This window comes from Pseudomonas fitomaticsae (assembly GCF_021018765.1).
Classification (GTDB): Bacteria; Pseudomonadota; Gammaproteobacteria; order Pseudomonadales; family Pseudomonadaceae; genus Aquipseudomonas; species Aquipseudomonas fitomaticsae.
Genome location: NZ_CP075567.1, coordinates 5,275,620 through 5,293,497 on the forward strand (window position 1 = coordinate 5,275,620; position 17,878 = coordinate 5,293,497).

The 17,878-nt window shown below is 57.4% G+C and carries 8 protein-coding genes; 1 reads left to right on the forward strand and 7 read right to left on the reverse strand.

The genetic code is table 11. The features are described from left to right. Positions 1-4: 4 nt before the first annotated feature. From KJY40_RS23875 to KJY40_RS23890, 4 genes are all read right to left on the reverse strand, one after another. Positions 5-4,324, reverse strand: coding sequence for a hypothetical protein (locus KJY40_RS23875; RefSeq protein WP_230733152.1), 4,320 nt, complete (start codon positions 4,322-4,324; stop codon positions 5-7). Further along, positions 4,321-8,421: a Tc toxin subunit A-related protein gene (locus KJY40_RS23880; protein ID WP_230733154.1), complete on the reverse strand. Its 4,101-nt coding sequence runs from the start codon at positions 8,419-8,421 to the stop codon at positions 4,321-4,323. Before KJY40_RS23880 ends, KJY40_RS23875 begins: the two co-directional genes overlap by 4 nt. A 12-nt stretch (positions 8,422-8,433) precedes the next feature. Further along, positions 8,434-12,039: a Tc toxin subunit A gene (locus KJY40_RS23885; RefSeq protein WP_230733155.1), complete on the reverse strand. Its 3,606-nt coding sequence runs from the start codon at positions 12,037-12,039 to the stop codon at positions 8,434-8,436. A gap of 135 nt (positions 12,040-12,174) precedes the next feature. Next, complete coding sequence (locus KJY40_RS23890; RefSeq protein ID WP_230733156.1) at positions 12,175-15,348, reverse strand: Ig-like domain-containing protein; 3,174 nt, start codon at positions 15,346-15,348, stop codon at positions 12,175-12,177. A gap of 465 nt (positions 15,349-15,813) precedes the next feature. On the opposite strand from KJY40_RS23890, the gene KJY40_RS23895 reads away from it, so the two are divergent. Next, complete coding sequence (locus tag KJY40_RS23895) at positions 15,814-16,218, forward strand: DUF6124 family protein (protein ID WP_230733157.1); 405 nt, start codon at positions 15,814-15,816, stop codon at positions 16,216-16,218. A gap of 43 nt (positions 16,219-16,261) precedes the next feature. Here KJY40_RS23895 and KJY40_RS23900 read toward each other — a convergent pair whose 3' ends face one another. The 3 genes from KJY40_RS23900 to KJY40_RS23910 form a co-directional block, all read right to left on the reverse strand. Further along, the gene (locus tag KJY40_RS23900; RefSeq protein WP_230733158.1) at positions 16,262-16,642 is read right to left on the reverse strand and encodes a hypothetical protein; all 381 of its coding nucleotides are present in this window, start codon (positions 16,640-16,642) and stop codon (positions 16,262-16,264) included. A 223-nt stretch (positions 16,643-16,865) separates the two neighbouring features. Next, a complete protein-coding gene (locus KJY40_RS23905; RefSeq protein ID WP_230733159.1) occupies positions 16,866-17,225 on the reverse strand; it encodes a PilZ domain-containing protein in 360 nt (119 codons plus the stop codon). A gap of 217 nt (positions 17,226-17,442) precedes the next feature. Then, positions 17,443-17,829, reverse strand: coding sequence for a tetratricopeptide repeat protein (locus tag KJY40_RS23910; protein ID WP_230733160.1), 387 nt, complete (start codon positions 17,827-17,829; stop codon positions 17,443-17,445). Positions 17,830-17,878: the final 49 nt, after the last annotated feature.

Here is a 17,878-nt window from a genome sequence, read left to right on the forward strand (position 1 = left end):
CGAATCAACGCTCCACAACAGGCACAATCACATACCCGCCGACCGAACCACCACCGGGATTTTCCAGGGTGACCCGAAGAGAAACGTGCTCGGAGGTTGAAGTCGGCGACCAGGAATGCGAGTACTTGCCCTGACTGTCAGTGCTTGTTTCCTGGCTTGCCTGCCCATTTCTGGAAACGAAGATTTTCCTGTTCGCCATCGGTTGTCCGGACTTCGTTGCCACGATCAGCGCGGTCATTGTGGTGTATGTGTTAACGGGCACCGGACTGATCGAAGCCGTCACAGATTGGATATCCGCATGATCAGGAGAATCAAGTGGATCCAGAACCTCATAACCCAGAGTCTTCGATCCGGTGGGACCTTCCCTGACATAGGCAGCCAACTGATGCAAGCCAACAAACGCAGCAGTCACCTCAACCTTCGCCAGCCCGTTTTCATTGGTCATGGACGTGCGCGATTGCAAATTCGGAAAGCGCCAAACCACCGGTACACCGGGTGCAATTCCACCGTGTTGCTCATAGAGCACTCGGGCTTGTGCCGTCATGGTTTCACCCAGCCAGAATCTGGTTCTGTCACTGGTCAGCTCCGCAACGGCCAACTCATCCGGCGGGGCTGACAGTATCAGCGACTTCACATTGCTTCCGGCCAGACCGCTTCGAACCGATGCGATCAATCGGGTTTCACCTGGCACCATCCAGAACTCGATCGTTGCCTTGCCTTGAGCATCGGTGAATGTCGAAGGTAATGTTTGTTTGCCCTGCCGCCAGCCCACCTCGATCCCTGACAGTGCCTTCCCGCTGAGAGCCGAAACCACGAAAACATACGCCGACACTTTTTGCCCGGGATTTCCGCTCGGCACATCAACGACCAACTCTTCAATCCGGCACGGTTCGCTCATTGAATAAGGAAAGTTGACTGACGCCGAATCAGCGCCGCCCTCAACCGTAGCGGTGATGATACCGGGCCCTGCTACTTCGGGAACAAAGCTGATCCGGGCGACACCCCGATAGTTGGTGAAAGTCACCCTCGTTTCCTGCTCCGACAACTCCCACCGGATCGGTAAACCTCTCATGGCCTTTCCGGTCAACGCATGGGTTACGGCGACTTCAGCGTTCACTGTTGCTCCCCAATCAACGACGTCAAGAACACTACTGGTCGAGGTAATCCGGGCGACAAAGGCTCGACTACCCAGAGACAGGTGCTGAACAGGAGATCGTTCCAGCAAGCGAGAGGCAGCCAACTGCAAAGACACACTGGCGTCCTTCACATCTCCATCCGTGAACTCAAAATCCAGCCCCTGCTCATCCAACGCGTGGAATTCACCCAACACCCGATTGAATTCGAGCCCGACCTCACTCCGGCCGGGATTAACCAGACCCAGCGCTAACTTTTGATCAAGCAAGGGGCTGCCATTCCTCGCAAAAAGACGGAAACCGAAGGCCTCATCGCGTCTCGGAAACAACGCCTTGGTTGCCCACGCATACCGCTGTGAAGTGCTCACGGAAACATCCAGATCCAGCCAGGGATCCGTTGCCAGGGCATTGAGCTGCGACCCGCCTTCCGCCGTTGACCCATCGTAAGGATTCGAAGCAACACCAGTAATGGGGCTTATCCCGGCCTGATTCGGCAGAACATCGTGCCGTGCCCAGCCATCGGCGTCTGTCCGTAAGGAAACCGGCCCGGCACTCCCGGTCCGCACCGCGATTTCTGCCCCCTTGACCGGCTGATCATTGAACGCCGAGCCCAAGCGAAACTCGACTCGGGCACGCTCGTCCTTGCTCATGACGGGATCAAAGGCAGGATCGCGCGTGGCCAGAATCTTGAGTTTGTAATGACCCAGCTTCAATTGAGTCTGCGCCGTCAGCGGCTCATCACCGATCATGACGGTCTCGGTCAACGTCATCTCGGCATTGACCGAGCTATCGGAAAAGTCCATTTCCCGACATGCGCCCCCCGCTGTCATGACAACATCGGTTGGCAATGATGGGGTGATTATAAGACCGGGGGGCATGGGTGATACGGTGGTCTTCACCGACAACCCGTGCAACGCACTGACCCCCTTTGGCATAAAAGCATATCGGTGGATAGCCCAATGGCAGGGATACAGGATGCCTTTACCCTGCTCAGCCGAAACATGATCAAGCATCGCACGGGCTTCATCGGCGAGATCGACAGCCAGCAGCCGCAATGGAAACTCGCGCTTTTCCGGCAAATGAGAACTGCTGAACGCCAGGGTCGAAAACCCACTTATGTCAGAGCCTGAGCTGATGTTCCACTCCAGACCGGGAGTGCTCATCACCCGGGCAACACCGGCTGCCGGACTCAGCTGAAACCCCGGCAAAGGCGGTGTATTCCCATTCCAGTCCAGTGCAATCGGTTTGCCGATAAAGCTGCTGCCCGCAGCAGGATCAATACGCAGCTTGTGCACACTGCCACGTCGGCAGATCACGCCCTGAATCACCCGATCGACCGGTTTCCCGTCCAAAGAAAAGTTGACCTGCCCTTTCCATGCGCTGCTGGGCAATGCCTTGACGGCGAATGAATGTTCATCCACAGGCGCGTCTTCGTGGCGCTGTACCCGCGCGACGATGACGTAATCACCGTCACCGGCCGGCGAGTGATCCACACTCCCCCAGCCATCCACACCCGTGAAGGACTTGACCGTACCGGTTGGTGTCACAAACTCCACTTCTGCGTTGCTGACCGGTTGTCCATCACTCCTTTGCACTTTCACCATGCACGTAACGACGTCGCGCTCGTCCACCACCGGCGATTTGTTCGGTCCCCAGGTCTCGCCGATCTCGATTCTGTTGTAAGCCAGTGACAGGGCATTGCCTGGCGATAAATGCTGCAACCTGGAACAACCGAGGACCCAGTCAAACAGGCCGTCGCGCTTGTCCTCGAAGTTCGTTGTCCAGAGGACTGTACCGCCAACTACACTTGCATCAGCCCCGAAGTTCGGTTGAGCGGTTGCTCCGACGTCCTCTGGAGAGTCACCACCTGCCCAGTTCAGGAAAAACTCGGCGGCGCTCAGAGAATGCCCCGCAGGTATGTCCAGATTGACGAGAAAACGCTCACCGCGTTCCGGGTAGCGGGTCTTCACCCCCCAGACGGCCGGTGCACCGTCATCGAACCGAGCCTGCAAGGTTTTGAATGGATCAATAGCGAACGCCCGAACCTCGAATGCACGCGTCGCTACGCCATTGTTGGACAAAGGACTGACAACCGAAGCGATAACCCTCCTCACCCCCTCGATGGTTGGCGTATACAAGTACTTTGCCCGGCCCTGAGCATCGGTGGGTGCCCGGTGCAGAACCGCCCCAGCGCCATCATCCTCTCGCCAGACCACCTCACTCGCTACCGGTGCGTGGTTATAGGAGGATCTGACCTGAACCTCCATTTCCACCGATTGGTTGTACTCGATGACCGGGTACGTCTCGGCCTGTTTGAGCGCGATCAGCTCCAAGAGGTGATGCCCCCAGGAAACCAACAGTGAATACGGTGTCGCCGAGTATTTGCTATAAATCTTCGCCTTCAGCTCATAAGGTTCTTTGCCTGACGGCTCCGGACAATCCAGCAGCCAGTCCAGACCAATGAGCTGAGATTGTCCCAACTCGGGCTTGGCGGTAATGGCCTCCTGCGGGTTATCTTCAAGCCACAGGCTGGCCTCAAGGTTATTCCAGACACTCTGCGGATCAACCTCAAACGAAACCCTGTGACGTTGATCCCCGGTAGCGCCCAGGCAGATGGGCAATCCGTTGGCTGCATCGAAGCGTTTGCCATCATTGATGACTGCCTTCAACGCCAGCGCCGGAAGATTCAGCTTTATTTCTATCCCGGTCAGACGAATTTCCACAGAGGCGGGTTCACTCACAGCCCTTGCCGGGCTGCTCATATTGATCTCCAGCTCATCACCCGCCTGTAAACCCAGGCTGTCCGGCAAATCCTTGCGCATCTCGGTCAGATCGAGCGCCAAAGGATCGGCATCCTGCCCCCCAGCCTTCGCCGGCAATTCGATTTCAAACTTTTCCAGACTGCCCCTTTTATTGACCACCACTAGCCCGGCCGATGAAGGGTAAGTGTTCTCGTAAAGAAAACGCAGGCTATAACGGGCCTCCGCCTGCTGTCCGATCGGCACGATCATCCTTTGCCGAACCGCCGCGCGGTGGGTCAGCGTCATGAACGATACGAAGCCTTCTCCCCATTTATCGTCCCGGATACCGACACCGCCCGGATTGGCCACATCTTCCCAGTGGTCATAGCCCTCAGTCATGCCGCCGTTCTTCACGAAGTTGTGATCCGTGTCGATGTCTCTCTCGCTCATGATTGCGCTCCCTCGACCTTGCGCTCAGCCTCGTTCACCAGTTCCTGTACTTTTCTGGAAAAAGCCAGATCCCCGACCTTGGCGGTGTAAAACACCTTGATCACGATATCGGTCAGCGATAACAGCATTGGCTGTTGCTTCACATGCCAAGGAAATACGATCCGCCAGCGCGAAACGGCACCGGTGTTTTCAAACGGCAGCGTCATGCCTTCGTCAGCTCTGAGAGAGACAATGCCCGTGTCGTCCAGACCGGAGGACAGGGAAACCTGTTGCCCGCTGCTCAGGTTGATCAGCACATCGACAGGCGCAACGCCCTCACCGGAGTGCAGATATTCCAAAGACTCGTTCGACGGTTTTGTGGCGATATAACTGCCAACCTGTATCAGATTCGCCACCACATTTTCGAAGGGCCCGGTAAGCACCGGCAGACTGACTTCAACGCGAGAAATCTGGCGGCAGTAATGATCGTGGTAGTCGCGATCGAACAGCAGCTGAATCAGCTCGAAATCCAGCGCGCCCTCCTCCCGCAAGTGCTTCAGCGCAGCAGCCCAGTTGTCCAAACCCTTTGGCCGGGTTGCCGGATCATCGAACAGCCGTTGCAGCGATACGGTCTTGACGATCTCCTGGCGTCGCTCCCGGCGTTGCAGATACTCCGAGCGCATTCGCAACAGACCGGCCTGCAATGTCGCGCCAGCCGTCAAGCCGCGCCGCTGGTCACGCCAGACATCGGTGTCCAGTTGATAGGCATCGAACTCACAGGTTTCCGCTCGTAAGGCTGTCTGGGCGCTCAGGCACAGAGCAACAGCGGCGTCATACGCCTGAAAGTGCAAGGTCTGCAGTTGCCCCATCAACCACTGGTAAAGCTCCAGATTGGTCGCCCGGGCCTGCAGGAACTCGAACAGTTTGAGCGCCTGGTCATTCGCGGCAAGGGTGTGTTCCAGATTGATCCTTGCGGCATTGATGGCCCGTTCCTGGCCCGCAATCTGGGCACTGATCGCATTCTTTTCAGCAGTGGCCTGATTACGCAGAAACCGCCATTCCTCTCGGCGACGACGATAGCTTTCGGAGGTGGCCGTCTTATCGGCATTGGCGCGCTGCACGTCTGCAGCGATCTGAAAACCAAACCCCACGGCGCTTACAAGATGACCTGGCTGATGACCGCCATTGGCCAATCCGAAGATGTTGGGGAACGCATGGATGACCGCCGCCCCCAGTTGAAAGCCAGTGGCCCGAGCAACGAAGCCCGAAGCTGCTTCAACATGCTCCATGACTTTGAACTCATCGGGAGAAATGTGCTTGTCGTACAGATCGGAGTAGTGCACCTCACGCTCTTCGGCCATGGTTCTGCTGTGCTGCAGCGCCGTCAGGCTCTCGACCTCACGTGCAATGGATTCTTCCTGTGCCCGACGAGCGAATTCGCCCAGCTCAGTCAAATGGCGTTGCTGCAACGTCTCCTGCTGGACACGATCCTGATGTTCAAGCAGACGCTGTACTTCGTAACCCAGCTCCTGCAAGTGCTGCACCATCTGCAACGCTGCATCGAACAGTACGTTCCAGCGATAGACCGCCACTCGCAACTGTCCGCCCATCGGTCGCACCGGTCCTGCGTTACCGGCTGCCAGGCGGCTCAACAACTTACTTGGATCCATGGCGGTAAAACGAGGAATGGAGGCAAGCTTGCCGTCGATTGTCCGACCATGACGGATGTTGTCGATTCGCTGGTGAGGCAGGTCAAAGAACCTCAGCAAACGCGGACTGACCGGGATCTTGAAAGAAGACGTGCCGTAGACACCCAAATGCTGAGTACGCTCAGCCCTGACCGGCAAACTTTCCTCTTGCAGCAGCAGTGTCTTTTCAAAATCCGCGAGGGCCGTCCGGGTCTGCATCTCTCCCACGAGCTCACCGAGTTCTTTTGCAACCCAGCGATTGACGCTACGGGTATCCGGCCTCGCGCCCATCAGCGATCGGGCCCGGACATACTGCAGTTTGGCGGCCGTCAGGCTGTCTCGCGTCATCTGTCGATAGAGCCAGTCGCCCCAGGCGATGAGGTTGTTCACGTAGTCGAGGAAAATCACGACCTTGTAATGCCAGGGCGATGAATAAGCGATGGCATCCGGATCCCCCGGTGCAAAGACTTCATAGCAACAGCAGATGTCGGGTTTTCCCACGTCCAGAGGCCGGCAGTGCCAGTATTGCGGTCTTGCCGAAGTATCACCCTGCGCCGGTTTCGCGGGCGACTGCGGATTGAATATGAAATGCAGCCAGCGCTGGGCCGCTTCAAAACGGTTCTCGTCACGCAGTCGGGCGGCAATCAGATGCGGCAAGTGAAAAAACAGCTCCCAGAAAAACAGACCGTTGGCGCCATCGAACGGACCGTTCGGCTCGGCCGGTCCATCGGGCAAAGGCGGCTCCTTCGGAAACTGCGTCGCCCAGTCCAGCAACGCCCCGATCGATACACTGGAACGCAGCACCAGTTCGTGGCCGATCAATGTATTGAGCCGGACGTATTTCAACTTCAAAACGTCTGTCGGCTGATTGAAGGCCAGAAACTGGGCTCCCTGCGCATCGGTGTCATGGATGTACGGCAGAGGTCCATGATCACCGAGCGTGGCGGGGACCGTCAGGACGAGGGCTCGCTCACCGTTGTTTGCGGCGCCTGTTAGCTTCACGGTGATCGTGCTGCTGTTGAACGCCGACCGCGTGATTTCCAGCCATTTCGTTGCCCATCCGCCGGAACTCGAGTAACTGGCAGTAACTGGATCCGGGTCCTCACCGGTGGTGGATTCGACTGTCAGCGTGAACTCAACGTTCGTACCATCGCCACGTGAGACATGAGCACAATACCCCTGAACCCAGAGCGAGTGCTCAGTAGGGCTGTTACGCACGATATAAGCCTTGATCCCCAGGTACTCGGCCAGCGTGCCGGGCTTGGAGATCCGGCTGTCAACGGCCGGAAACAACTGTGGCCGCATTTTTTGCTGAAGCGTACGGTGCTCGACAAACAAGTGACTGGCCAGGTAATCCATGACCGCCGTTTCATCCTTCACTTTGCGAAACAGCGAGTCACGGGTTTCATAGATCGCGACAGACAGCGCTGACGACGTAGCGAGTTTGGGCTGGGCATTGGTCACATGCACCGCCAGCCTGCCCTTGGGATACGAGGTATCGATCTCGTCGCGCAAAATCACCGCGACCAACCGGCAATCCTTCGATACGTCTTTGTCCGTCTGCAGCAGATGCAAGCGAATGGGCGGTGACCAACTGTCGTCCAGCGCGATGAACGCCACCATGACCTCAAGCTCATGGAGGCTTTGCAGCTCACCTGCGTTATCGAAAACGCCCGGGCGCCATTGGACCCAGACCATACATGCCCGACCTTCCCAAAAGACCATCCGACAGTCCAGCACCGTGTCATCAGTGGGAATGTCGGCAGGTTTCCATTCTCGCCAGGCCGTCGGGTTGACCGATGGCGAGTCGACCGCGAGTTCGATATTGGCCTCACGCCAGAACCAGCCATAAGGTGCAACGCGTTGCCTGCCCACCAGGTAATAACGCGTGTTCAACGGATTGGCTCCGTCCAGATAACCGGTCAGGACATTCAGATTGCAGGTTTCTTCAAAGCTGCGCAGGTAGCGCTGCGTACCCTTGAGCACCGACTCATCAGTGATCGAGGTCTGATTCACATGACTCTCGAGCGCCCTGAACAAGTCGGTTTTACGGATGCGCACATAAGGCGTGATGTAATCCTCAGGTGTGCACTTCAGCAGCATACTTGCCGACCACGGCCCGTAACTGCCCGCGAGCTCCCACTCTTGCAGTAGGTCGGGATCGAATTCCCGCCCGTCATACCCCGGTTCGAGCTTCTGGAACACCGCATGAATGTAGGCCTGCAAACAGCTCACGGCCTCCGCCACCCACGAGGTTTCAATCTCGTCGCTGTCCAGCGGGTCGGAGCGCAGCCATTCCCAGAGGTCATCCGCCGATTGGGTATTCATCGGAAAAGGATGACCGGCCTTGTCATGCTTTGCGTGAAGACAGAAATCAATCAACGCATTGCGACGCAGGGCGGACAGCTCACCTGAAGTTTTGTTGAGCATCACCGTCTCCTTTCACTGTTTGCGTTGCTTGCGGGGCGCCGGCTCTCGCCGGCGCAAAGGAAGGGGTTCGACAAACTTCACGTCCCGGAACGTGACGGACGTTGCGTTTTCTGCGGTCGCTTTAACCTTCACGGTGACCGCCTCGGCACTGGTGAACGTCACCTCGGTGCGCCCCAGTCGGTCAGTGACAGTCTTGATCTCCCCCTGAGGCAGCGGATCGAGTTTCCAGGTCACCGATGCGCCTGTGATGGGGTTGTCGTAGTCGTCCTGGACGACGGCGCGGTAGGTCACCGGCGTTCCGATCAGCACTGTGCTGTCGGGCACAGGAAAAGGGTTTTGGGATCTCAAATGGAGTGTGGCCATATCAGGCCCGATCTCTATGCTCGGTGCGGCCGTTTCCTCACCCAGATCCAGCCAGAAAACGGGAGTGACGCTACCCATCCGGCTGCCCGGGAAAAATTTCACCGTCGCCGTGCCGTTGATGTCGGTGGTGATCATTGAAGTTTCAAACCGGCCCAGCGTGGTGGCGCAATGAACATTGACGTTCAATCGCGCCTGACCTTCGCGGTTCTTTACCGTGATGGTAAATTCGGCAAATTCGCCCGGTTTGTTGGCGATCAACCTGACGGGATCGGGTACCGTCGTCCAGCCCACGATCACGTCCAGCCCCACGGCCATGACGTCGTCTGCATAAGTCGCTTCGGTGGTGGTCGTCAGGCTGGCTCTGACAAGGTCTGCGGCGTGATCATATTCGGCATATTCGCTGTCCGGTGGCAGCTTTCCGAGCTCGAGGAGTGTCCTGGCACTCTGACCGGTCTTTTTGGCCAACAAACGAATGCGGATCAGCACATCAAGCTGTTGCAGGGTCACGACCAAGCCTTTCGACGGGTTCACATGGGCGGCGCAGATGCGTACTTCATCCACGCTCCAGTTGAACAGCTCGGCGAGCCACTTCGCGGCACGCTCCTGAACCAGCTCAAGACCGTGGTTGTTCAGGTTGGCCGGCAACGCGCTAATGCGGCGCAAATAGTCAACCAGCCTCGTTTCCGGCTGATCGCTCATGCCCAGGGCACGTTTGTAGACTGTCAGGTAATACAGTGTTGAAAGGTCGAATACGTCGATCGAATTCAGACCGAACCATTGGCGATACCCGGTCGCGATGAAGTAAGTCAGGAATTCACCGCTGAGCTCCAGTCTCGCGACCACGGCGCTGCGTCTCGAGAACTCGGCCAACGCCTGGAGAACAGGATCGCTCGGAGAATCTTCCCGCCGCAGCACAGTCCCGCTGTCCCCGAAAGTTTCCGGCGACGCGAGCACCCGAGCCAATACGAAATGCACATTGGCGCCGGACCAGCGAAGCACCTGCAGAACCAGCTCCGGCTTCAGACCGCCATACGCCGCCAACCCCTCCTGCACCATATTGTTCTGACTGGCGCGGCAACGCAGCACGACCGCCAGAATCAGCTCCACCAGACCTGTATCGAGACGTCCCGTCTCAGACACCACAGCCCGCTCCGTCATTTCCCTGGCATGGGCTTCGTAGGTCTGATCCGTTGATTCAACAAAATCACGAATCAGGCCCTGCTCGTCCACCAGCGCCGCCAACGCCCGTAGCCACTGGCGATTGTTCGACAAGGGCTCGATACCGGCCATTTTCAGTACATCTTCCGTCACCTGAGCCACCGGGACCTGCCGACGCCACTGATCGAACAGTGTGAGCTGTCTTTCATCGGGCCGGTTCGGTGGCCAGACTGTCGCTTGTTGCACCACCCAGTGCACCGGTAACTGCACGCTCTGAGCCCATTGCACGCCATCCATCAAGGCATGGATCACACTCAATACGTCCGGTGTATCAGCTGATTGTCGGTTGTTGATCTGCGGCACGCCGGCCAGCGTGTTCACCCAGACCTGACCTCCCTTAAGGTTCAACAACAGGACCGCCTCGATCGGAGTGACCCCCAGTAGCCGGGGCAGCCTGACCATGCGATAAAAGCTGGACACGATCGTCAAGCTGCATTCGAGCTGAGTCAGACCGTGAGCGGCGGCAATCAGGTTGGCGAGGTAAAAATAGGTTTCCGTATCAGTGCCCAGGCCAGCGCACAATTGCTTGACCGTAAGCAGGTCGGCAGCGGTCACGGGAATCACCGGGAAGGATCGGTCATCAAGTACCAAAGGACGAGAACCCGTGGCACCACTGTTGAAAATCCGATCGTATTGGGCACGCTCCGTGCCGCGCCCGAAAACGGAAAGCGGCCCGATAAAGGCGGCGAAGTCTTCTGCGGTGCATCCAAAGACCTCTCGCAGTGCCTGGAACAGGCCGAGAGCTCGCAGCGTATTGGCTGTGATCCAGTAGCGAGAGGGGGTAGGTGGGGGCACTTCAGCGAGCATTGCCGCAACGATCAGTCGATCGGTCTCGTGACTGGCCAACCGCAACCAGTCCGTCAGTCGCACTATACGATTGGCACGGTCAACCCGGTCGGGATCCATATGCTCCAAACGGTTAAGCAGATCCACGCCGTTTTTTACGATGCTAATGGGCGGAAACTTTCTCTCATGTATGAAAACAGACCCATGATCCCCGCCTGTTATAGGGTATGGGCCTGCGCCTATCGGGGAGCGCGGCGCATTTTCGGACAGGAAGGGAGTAAAACCTTCAATCGAAAGCAATGCCTCAAGCGCCGGCGTATCCAGTTTCATTCGTTCATTGAAAACGGAGACGAGCCTCAGATTGCCAACCGAAATATCCTTCAGACCAAGGTATTTCAGATAGAACTCGTCCGCCCCGTCTGGAAAATGCGGCGCCTCGGTCAGGATTGTCCGCTGTGATGGACTCAACCGTGTAGCTTGAACGAGGGCGTCATCCGACTTGTCGCTCCACGGTGCCGAACGAAGAAAGTACGGATACTGCAAATCGCACAGACGCACTATGCTGCCCACCGATTCGCCATGCCCCTTGAGCACATGGTCGAGCGTGACCCAGGGCCAGTGAAAGGGCAGTTCACGGGGAAATGCCTTCTGGCTCAACGCCTCGTCGAGGTTTTGAATGGGCCCCAGCGTGGCGGTGATGAAGCGCTCCATGACGTGGCTGATCACTTCCACCGACGACACGGCACCGTGGACGGCCTTGACATCAATCAACAGTTTTTCGAGATCTGTACGCCGTCCCACCAACGGGAAGTCCTTGCCATCGGTCACACCCAGCCGATGCAGTGCCCAATGCAACAGGGCTGTCAGATACGCCGCAGGCGAATGAATGGCTTCGATCGCATCCGGCGGGCACAAGGCGTCAAAATTCGGGTTGAACAACAAGGAGTAAGTCGGACCGTTTTTGAGCCCCGTACGCGCAACAGCCTTGGCATCTGCGGTGGTCAACTGGTGCTCGATGAACTGCCGCAATATCACGGTCGACAGCACATTGAGGCGCTGCTGGAACTCGCCGACCTGTTGCCGGTTCAGGCCATAGTCATGCATCAACCCGTCGACGCCTTTCTGCGCCAGTGCGGCGACCGATCCCCCCGCCTTGAAAAAACGTGTCAGTGCCATCGTGGACGAGCGTTTGGGTTTACCGACCGCTTGAGTGAACATCTTCTGAGCGATCTGAGCGGGAGAGCGGTTCATGTTGATGCTCCTGGGTCTGAAACGGCTTCCAGTGAAGGAATGGCGTATTTCGCATGGTGCCTGCAAAGGATTTGGCGTCATTGAGCGGGCGGCGTCTACTGTCATAAATGACAGTAGACGCGACCATTGGTCGGATCACTCGGGAGTTGGATGACGGCGGGGCGGCTCGTCCGATGGCGCTATTTCGAATCGTTTGCTGTCAGCGGGCATGGAGCGTTTTCCATCCACGACCTGCACAGCCCGGGCCCATTGCGGGCCGGCAGGCAGATTTCGTTCGGATGCGCCGGCCCAACGTCCTCCGTTGGTCACAAGAGCGTTGGCATGCTTCTTGTCGGCGTCGTACCAGGCGACCACATCAACCCGCGACTCCGCCAGAGCACCGCCTGCGAATTCGGGCGTTGCTCCCTCCCACTTGCCCTCCCCCGGTTCGTCAAAAGTGGGTGGGGCCGCAAGCAGCGGCACGGGCCAGGGCTCAGACCAACCCGAGCGGTACTCACCCTTGCGCTGCTCGGTGACGAGTGAAAGGTCGGTGCCAGTACCAGGAAGCTCGACCAGACAGAACCACGTTCCGTCCCCCTGAACTGCGGCCTGCCCCAGCTCCGAACCATCAGGCAAGGCAACCACAACCGTATCTTCCGGGTATCCGAACCCGCAGATCGTCGCAGTCCGTCCGACAGCCTCACCCATAGCTGGCGTTTCAATGAGTGCCTTGTCGGGAACGATCGTGACCAGCACATCCTGGCTGAGTGGCGACTCCTGATCCTTGAAGTACTGCCGGGCTTTCAGTACGCATGGCCCCAATGGCCGTGTGAATTGTTGTTTGAAATACCCGTCGGCAAAATTCGGATAAACACGATGGGGAGCGTCGTCGAGGTACACCTCGACCTCCGTCCGGTCGAATCCTTTCCCCGCTCTGGCATAACCTTCGACCGTGAATGTCCGGGGGACTGATGTTCCTGTTTTTGGAAAGTCAATCCTGGGTGCAGACAACACCACATCAAAGGTGACCGGAGTGCTGGGTTGTGACTGCAGGCCACCCAGTTCCTGTACGGCGAAAACGGTGTGGGATCCGTAGTCGAGTTCCTTGAGCGGCACCGACCAGTCATCCCCTGTTGCGAGCGTCTCTCCCAACTGCTCGTGGGTCACGAAATCGAAAACCCTGATCGTGAAACCTTCGATCCCGCCGATGCCTTGCAATACCGGCAAATGATCCGTTTGCCCACCGGGTGGCGGGGTGATCACTAGTACTTTCACCGCTATATCGAAGGACAGGGACACCGGATGAGAGGTTTGCCCGCCGAAAGTCTGCGTGACCGTGACCGTGTGCGTGCCAGGGCGAAACGCCGCGGGGCGCTGAAAATCCCATTGCCCGTCCTTGTCCGTATCCGCAACCGGATGGGAGGCAGGATTGTCGCCGAACGTGATCGTCAGCTCCGCTCCCGGCCAGCATTGGCCAACGACCTTTGCAAACAAGCCGTTCGGGGTCACTTTTTCGATAACGGCAGGGGGGGCGGGGATGACCACGAAAACAGGCACACTCCATGGAGACGGCAGCTCTGCGAACCGCTGAATAGCCGAAACCTCATACGTACCGGGAGCCCAGCGTGCGGTTGCCGTGCTGGACCAGGTCATATCTGCGCGAACGTCGACGATCGGAACGATCACGTCGCCATTGTAGTTCAGCCGAACCTCTACCCTGGAAGCCGGTTGACCGGCCCAGTTCCTGCCCGTACCGGAGAAGGTGGGAATGCCGTCCGGGCTGACGCGAAAACTCAATGTGGGACGAGGAACGGGCACCACGACCGTGGTGCTCTCCGGCGTCCAGCCAGAATAGATCGGCTGCCCTGCACTGTCGGGCACACTTTGTCGGCCGACGACCAGCGAAAAACTCGGCAACCAATCGGGGAAGAGTACCGTCCAGGGCGAAGTTGCCACGGTAAAGGAGTGGAAAGGCGTCATGTTGCCCAGGACGTGGAGATGGAACGTCGCGCCGATATGTCCGACACCTCCGAGGGTCACCTTGCTTTGGGCATCGACCTGTACCGTTAGTTTGGTGGGTTGTGGGGGGCTAAGTTTGAACGGGCGATACAGACTTCGATCGGAAGGAATACCGTTGAGTATTTGCTCGCAAGCGAGGCGGATTTCCCCTGGCGGGACGTCGTCCGGGAGAGTGACGGACGCGCTCCAGCTATCGCCTTGCGCTCGAGTGGCGCCGACCACCCTGTCCTGAAGATCAAGCATAACCTTGATATCGGCTCCCGCTGCCCCCCCGATCCCGCTGACATCAAATGTACGGTTAACAATTGAATTGGCTGGAGGATTGGCAATGAGCAGGGTGCCGGGTTTGAGACGGACTTCGACAGGCACCGGGGTGGACCACTTTCTATTCCCCGATGAGGTGATCTGCTCGGCATGAAAAATGAATTGGCCGTTCGGCAAGGGTTTAGTCAGGGTAACGCGCCACCCAGTGCCCTGAACGGTGCCCGTCCCATAGATCCCGCCAGCACCACCTTGCCTCCAGATATCAATACTTGCGCCATTCTGGCCTCTACCACTGATCGTTGGATTGGCCACGGTGATGACTTGATTCGGTTTCGGATCATCGATGAAAGGATCCGCGACCGGTAACGTTATTGTGAAGGAGACAGGACTCGACTCTATGCGGCCTTCCCAGCCGGTGTATTCCTCTCGAACTGAGACTGTAAGACTCCCCTCGGACGAAGTGTAAGTCGTCAATGACCAGGTTCCCACACCACTTGTGCCAGATACATAACTCACGCTGCTATGAGGCATACCATTGCGCCACAACTGGACCTTTGCACCGGCCTGCCCGGTGCCCGTTATCGTAGGGGTGGTTGTAGGGAAAACGGTTCCGGGTGGTGTCGTGATTAGCGGTGGATTTGCGGCAAAGAAAGGAGTGGAGTTGTACCATTCCTTCCACTGATTATCGGCATGCTTCCGGTAATGGATTTCGTGTTGCCCCGCTCCCAAGTCAAATTCAGTGGTGTATCGGAATGCATCCCTTACAGTCTTCGTATGGAACTCATTGTTCGGGCCGTGAAAATCCATTTGAATCGAATTGAATATCCCCATGTTTCTTCCGATTACCTGATACCCCCTTGTCCTGGCAATGAAGGCTTTGGGACCGGGAGCGGTAATGGGGGAATCGGTAATGAAGGGCACTGCCGGATCTGAATTATCAGCGTGTGAATCTGGATCTTCGGATGAGCTCTCGGTATTTCCAGAAAGAGGTGCTCCAGACAATTCGGCAAATGGTTCGTCATTGACATCATCGTCTGTTGTGTCCATACCCTAGACCTCACTGTTCAAGTACTCAAAGACGGCGCTGGGTTATTAATAGCCATCCCACCTTTCAGCCACACCTGACAGATCTGACAGTCCCGACAAACGGTAACCTTTCCCACAGCCCCGTCCGGCAGCGTCCTGCAAGTCGTAACAACGGGCTACGGCGCCTTGTGCCATTGCCTACAAATCCCTCAGAATCCGCCGGCTTGTGCGCCTTGGCGTTGCCCCGTAACTTGATCCCCGTCGCTGCCAATCAGCGGCCGGGTTTAGTCGCCTGTGAGGTATCGCGAAGGTGCATAAGCGTCATCAAGTCGGGTACTCCCTATCCCCGCACTCGATGGTGGCTGTGTGCAGGGCGCTCTCGAGCGCACCGGTTTTCGCGATTCCTCCGGTCGACTAACCTGCTCACAGCCGCCACCCTTTTGCTTAGTCGCGATCGGGTGGTGGCTCTAAAAACAGGAATTGCGAATGAAAAAGCCAGTCCCAAATCCCCCTTCGGACACCGATCCAAAGGACCCGACCGATCAACCCGATCCGGTCTCCCCCTACGCTTCAATCGATTCAAAGAAACTCCACGACGCGGCCCACCGGGCCCTCGACTTCTACCTCAACCCCAAGGCCGAAAAGCCGCGCAACTCGGTGGATCGCGGCATGCAGATGTTCAAGGTCGATCCCGAGATCAACCCGGAAGCCATCGCCATCCAGACCTACGAAACCTTTTCTTCGGTGAGCATTCTGTTGCTGGACCTGGCCGACAGCCTGGACGACAAGCCACGGCACCTGGCGATGGCAATCTATCAGTTGAGCGAGATGGGATTGCTGCTGGCGGAGCGAACGCTGGATAACGAGCGGGCGATTGCGATAGGCGCGTAACAAAAAGGGCCATCACCTTCGGCAGGTGATGGCCCTGTTTCCATCACGGCCATGGAAACACCAACTCTCTTTTCCCTTTCGCTTCGACAGTCGCTCCGTGGGAGAACGTGAAGGTGAAAACGAATTCCAGATTAGCCTTTTGAAAGGGAGTGATTACATCACCACAACCTTCAATTTTGTGATTCTCACCATTCGTGATTGCCGTTTCAGTCAAAACCTTGCTGGGTTCATCACCCACTTTCAGTTCGATTTTCCCGATTGCATCAAGGTGCTTCTGTGCCCAGTAATTATCCAAGTGGTAGTTAAAACTCTTACCGTCTTGCCTGAACTCTGCAATCAATTGAAGTTCGGCAGTGAACTTCTGGTCATCACTGATTCCGATCAAAAGGAGATCGGTTGCCTTTACCGCAGCATCTTTTGACATAGCTCATTCCTCTTATCCGAAGGTCAATCGCTCGATCATCGTGATCAAGTCCAGCACCATTCAGCATCAGAGTGGGGAAAGGGCACACCTGTGAATTCTGACAGTTCAGATGAACGGTTGAGCGAGCAGATGCCCGGTTAGATGGCAATCACCGAGAGATGGGGATATCTGGATGGCTGTCGCCAGCCCCGACGCCTTCACGGGCTTACGGCCAGCCCCTGTCTCAGGCCGAAGCCGGCAACGGCTGAAAACTGAAGTACTGCTTCAACGCCTCGACCAGTTGCCCATATTCCGGGGGCGTGCGGTACAGGCTGAAACCGGCGTCGTAATGCCGGGGCGTGGCGTCTTCATGGCACCACAGGCAGCAGGCGCTGAGGTCGATGACCTGCTGGCAGCCCTCGCCCAGGGGAATTTTCAGACGCAATTTGAATTCGGCACCGATCATCATCGGCAACTGGCTGATGAGCATCAGCCCGTCTTCGGAGACGTTGCCCAGAAAGCCGATAGGCTTATCGGTGACGCTGTTGAACACTCGCAGAAAATACGGCAACTGGTGCCGTTCGATTCGACGGTCGGTAAACATGAGCGTATCGCCATGCAAGGCCCGGTAAACAGGCCGCACTGTGCTTCGGAACGAACCTGTCCGTCAGGCCCGCTCTCCCCGCTCCCGGTGTGGCGCTCGCCACGCACTGCTCATGCCAGTCGCAGGTGTTGCGCCGGTACAGATATCGATCTGCACCGGTGTCATTCGACTATAGCTCACCCTATACAAGCAGCCAGCTTTTGTATGACAACTGCCATCAGAAGCGGGTTGGACGTACAACGGCCGCTGCACTGCGGGTCGGGTAGTGACCCAGGCTCTGCAGGGTTTCCAGACGCGCACGGGCGCGGTAGGCGTATTCGCTGTCGGGGTAAGAGGCGATGATGAACTGATAGGTCTGCGCCGCATCGACGAACATTTTCTGCCGCTCGAGGCACTGGCCGCGCATCATCGACACTTCCGGCCACACGTAAGGGCGGGCACGGCTGGCGCGTTCGACCTTGGACAGTTCGAGCATCACTTGCTCGCAGTTGCCCCGGTCGTAGGCGCTGTAGGCGTTGTTCAAATGATGGTTCATCGACCAACGGGTGCAGCCCGTGACGGCGAGGACGCTGAGGGCAAGGGCGGCAATGGGCACGAATCGCATGGGGGGTTCTCCTGTCTTGTCCTCTGTATCGACCCCTGGTCGGAAATCT

Coding starts and splice junctions, on each gene's coding strand:
- KJY40_RS23885 (WP_230733155.1), bottom strand. CDS start 12,039: ATGAACCGCTCTCCCGCTCAGATCGCTCAGAAGATGTTCACTCAAGCG.
- KJY40_RS23910 (WP_230733160.1), bottom strand. CDS start 17,829: ATGCGATTCGTGCCCATTGCCGCCCTTGCCCTCAGCGTCCTCGCCGTC.
- KJY40_RS23890 (WP_230733156.1), bottom strand. CDS start 15,348: ATGGACACAACAGACGATGATGTCAATGACGAACCATTTGCCGAATTG.
- KJY40_RS23880 (WP_230733154.1), bottom strand. CDS start 8,421: ATGCTCAACAAAACTTCAGGTGAGCTGTCCGCCCTGCGTCGCAATGCG.
- KJY40_RS23895 (WP_230733157.1), top strand. CDS start 15,814: ATGAAAAAGCCAGTCCCAAATCCCCCTTCGGACACCGATCCAAAGGAC.
- KJY40_RS23900 (WP_230733158.1), bottom strand. CDS start 16,642: ATGTCAAAAGATGCTGCGGTAAAGGCAACCGATCTCCTTTTGATCGGA.
- KJY40_RS23905 (WP_230733159.1), bottom strand. CDS start 17,225: ATGTTTACCGACCGTCGAATCGAACGGCACCAGTTGCCGTATTTTCTG.
- KJY40_RS23875 (WP_230733152.1), bottom strand. CDS start 4,324: ATGAGCGAGAGAGACATCGACACGGATCACAACTTCGTGAAGAACGGC.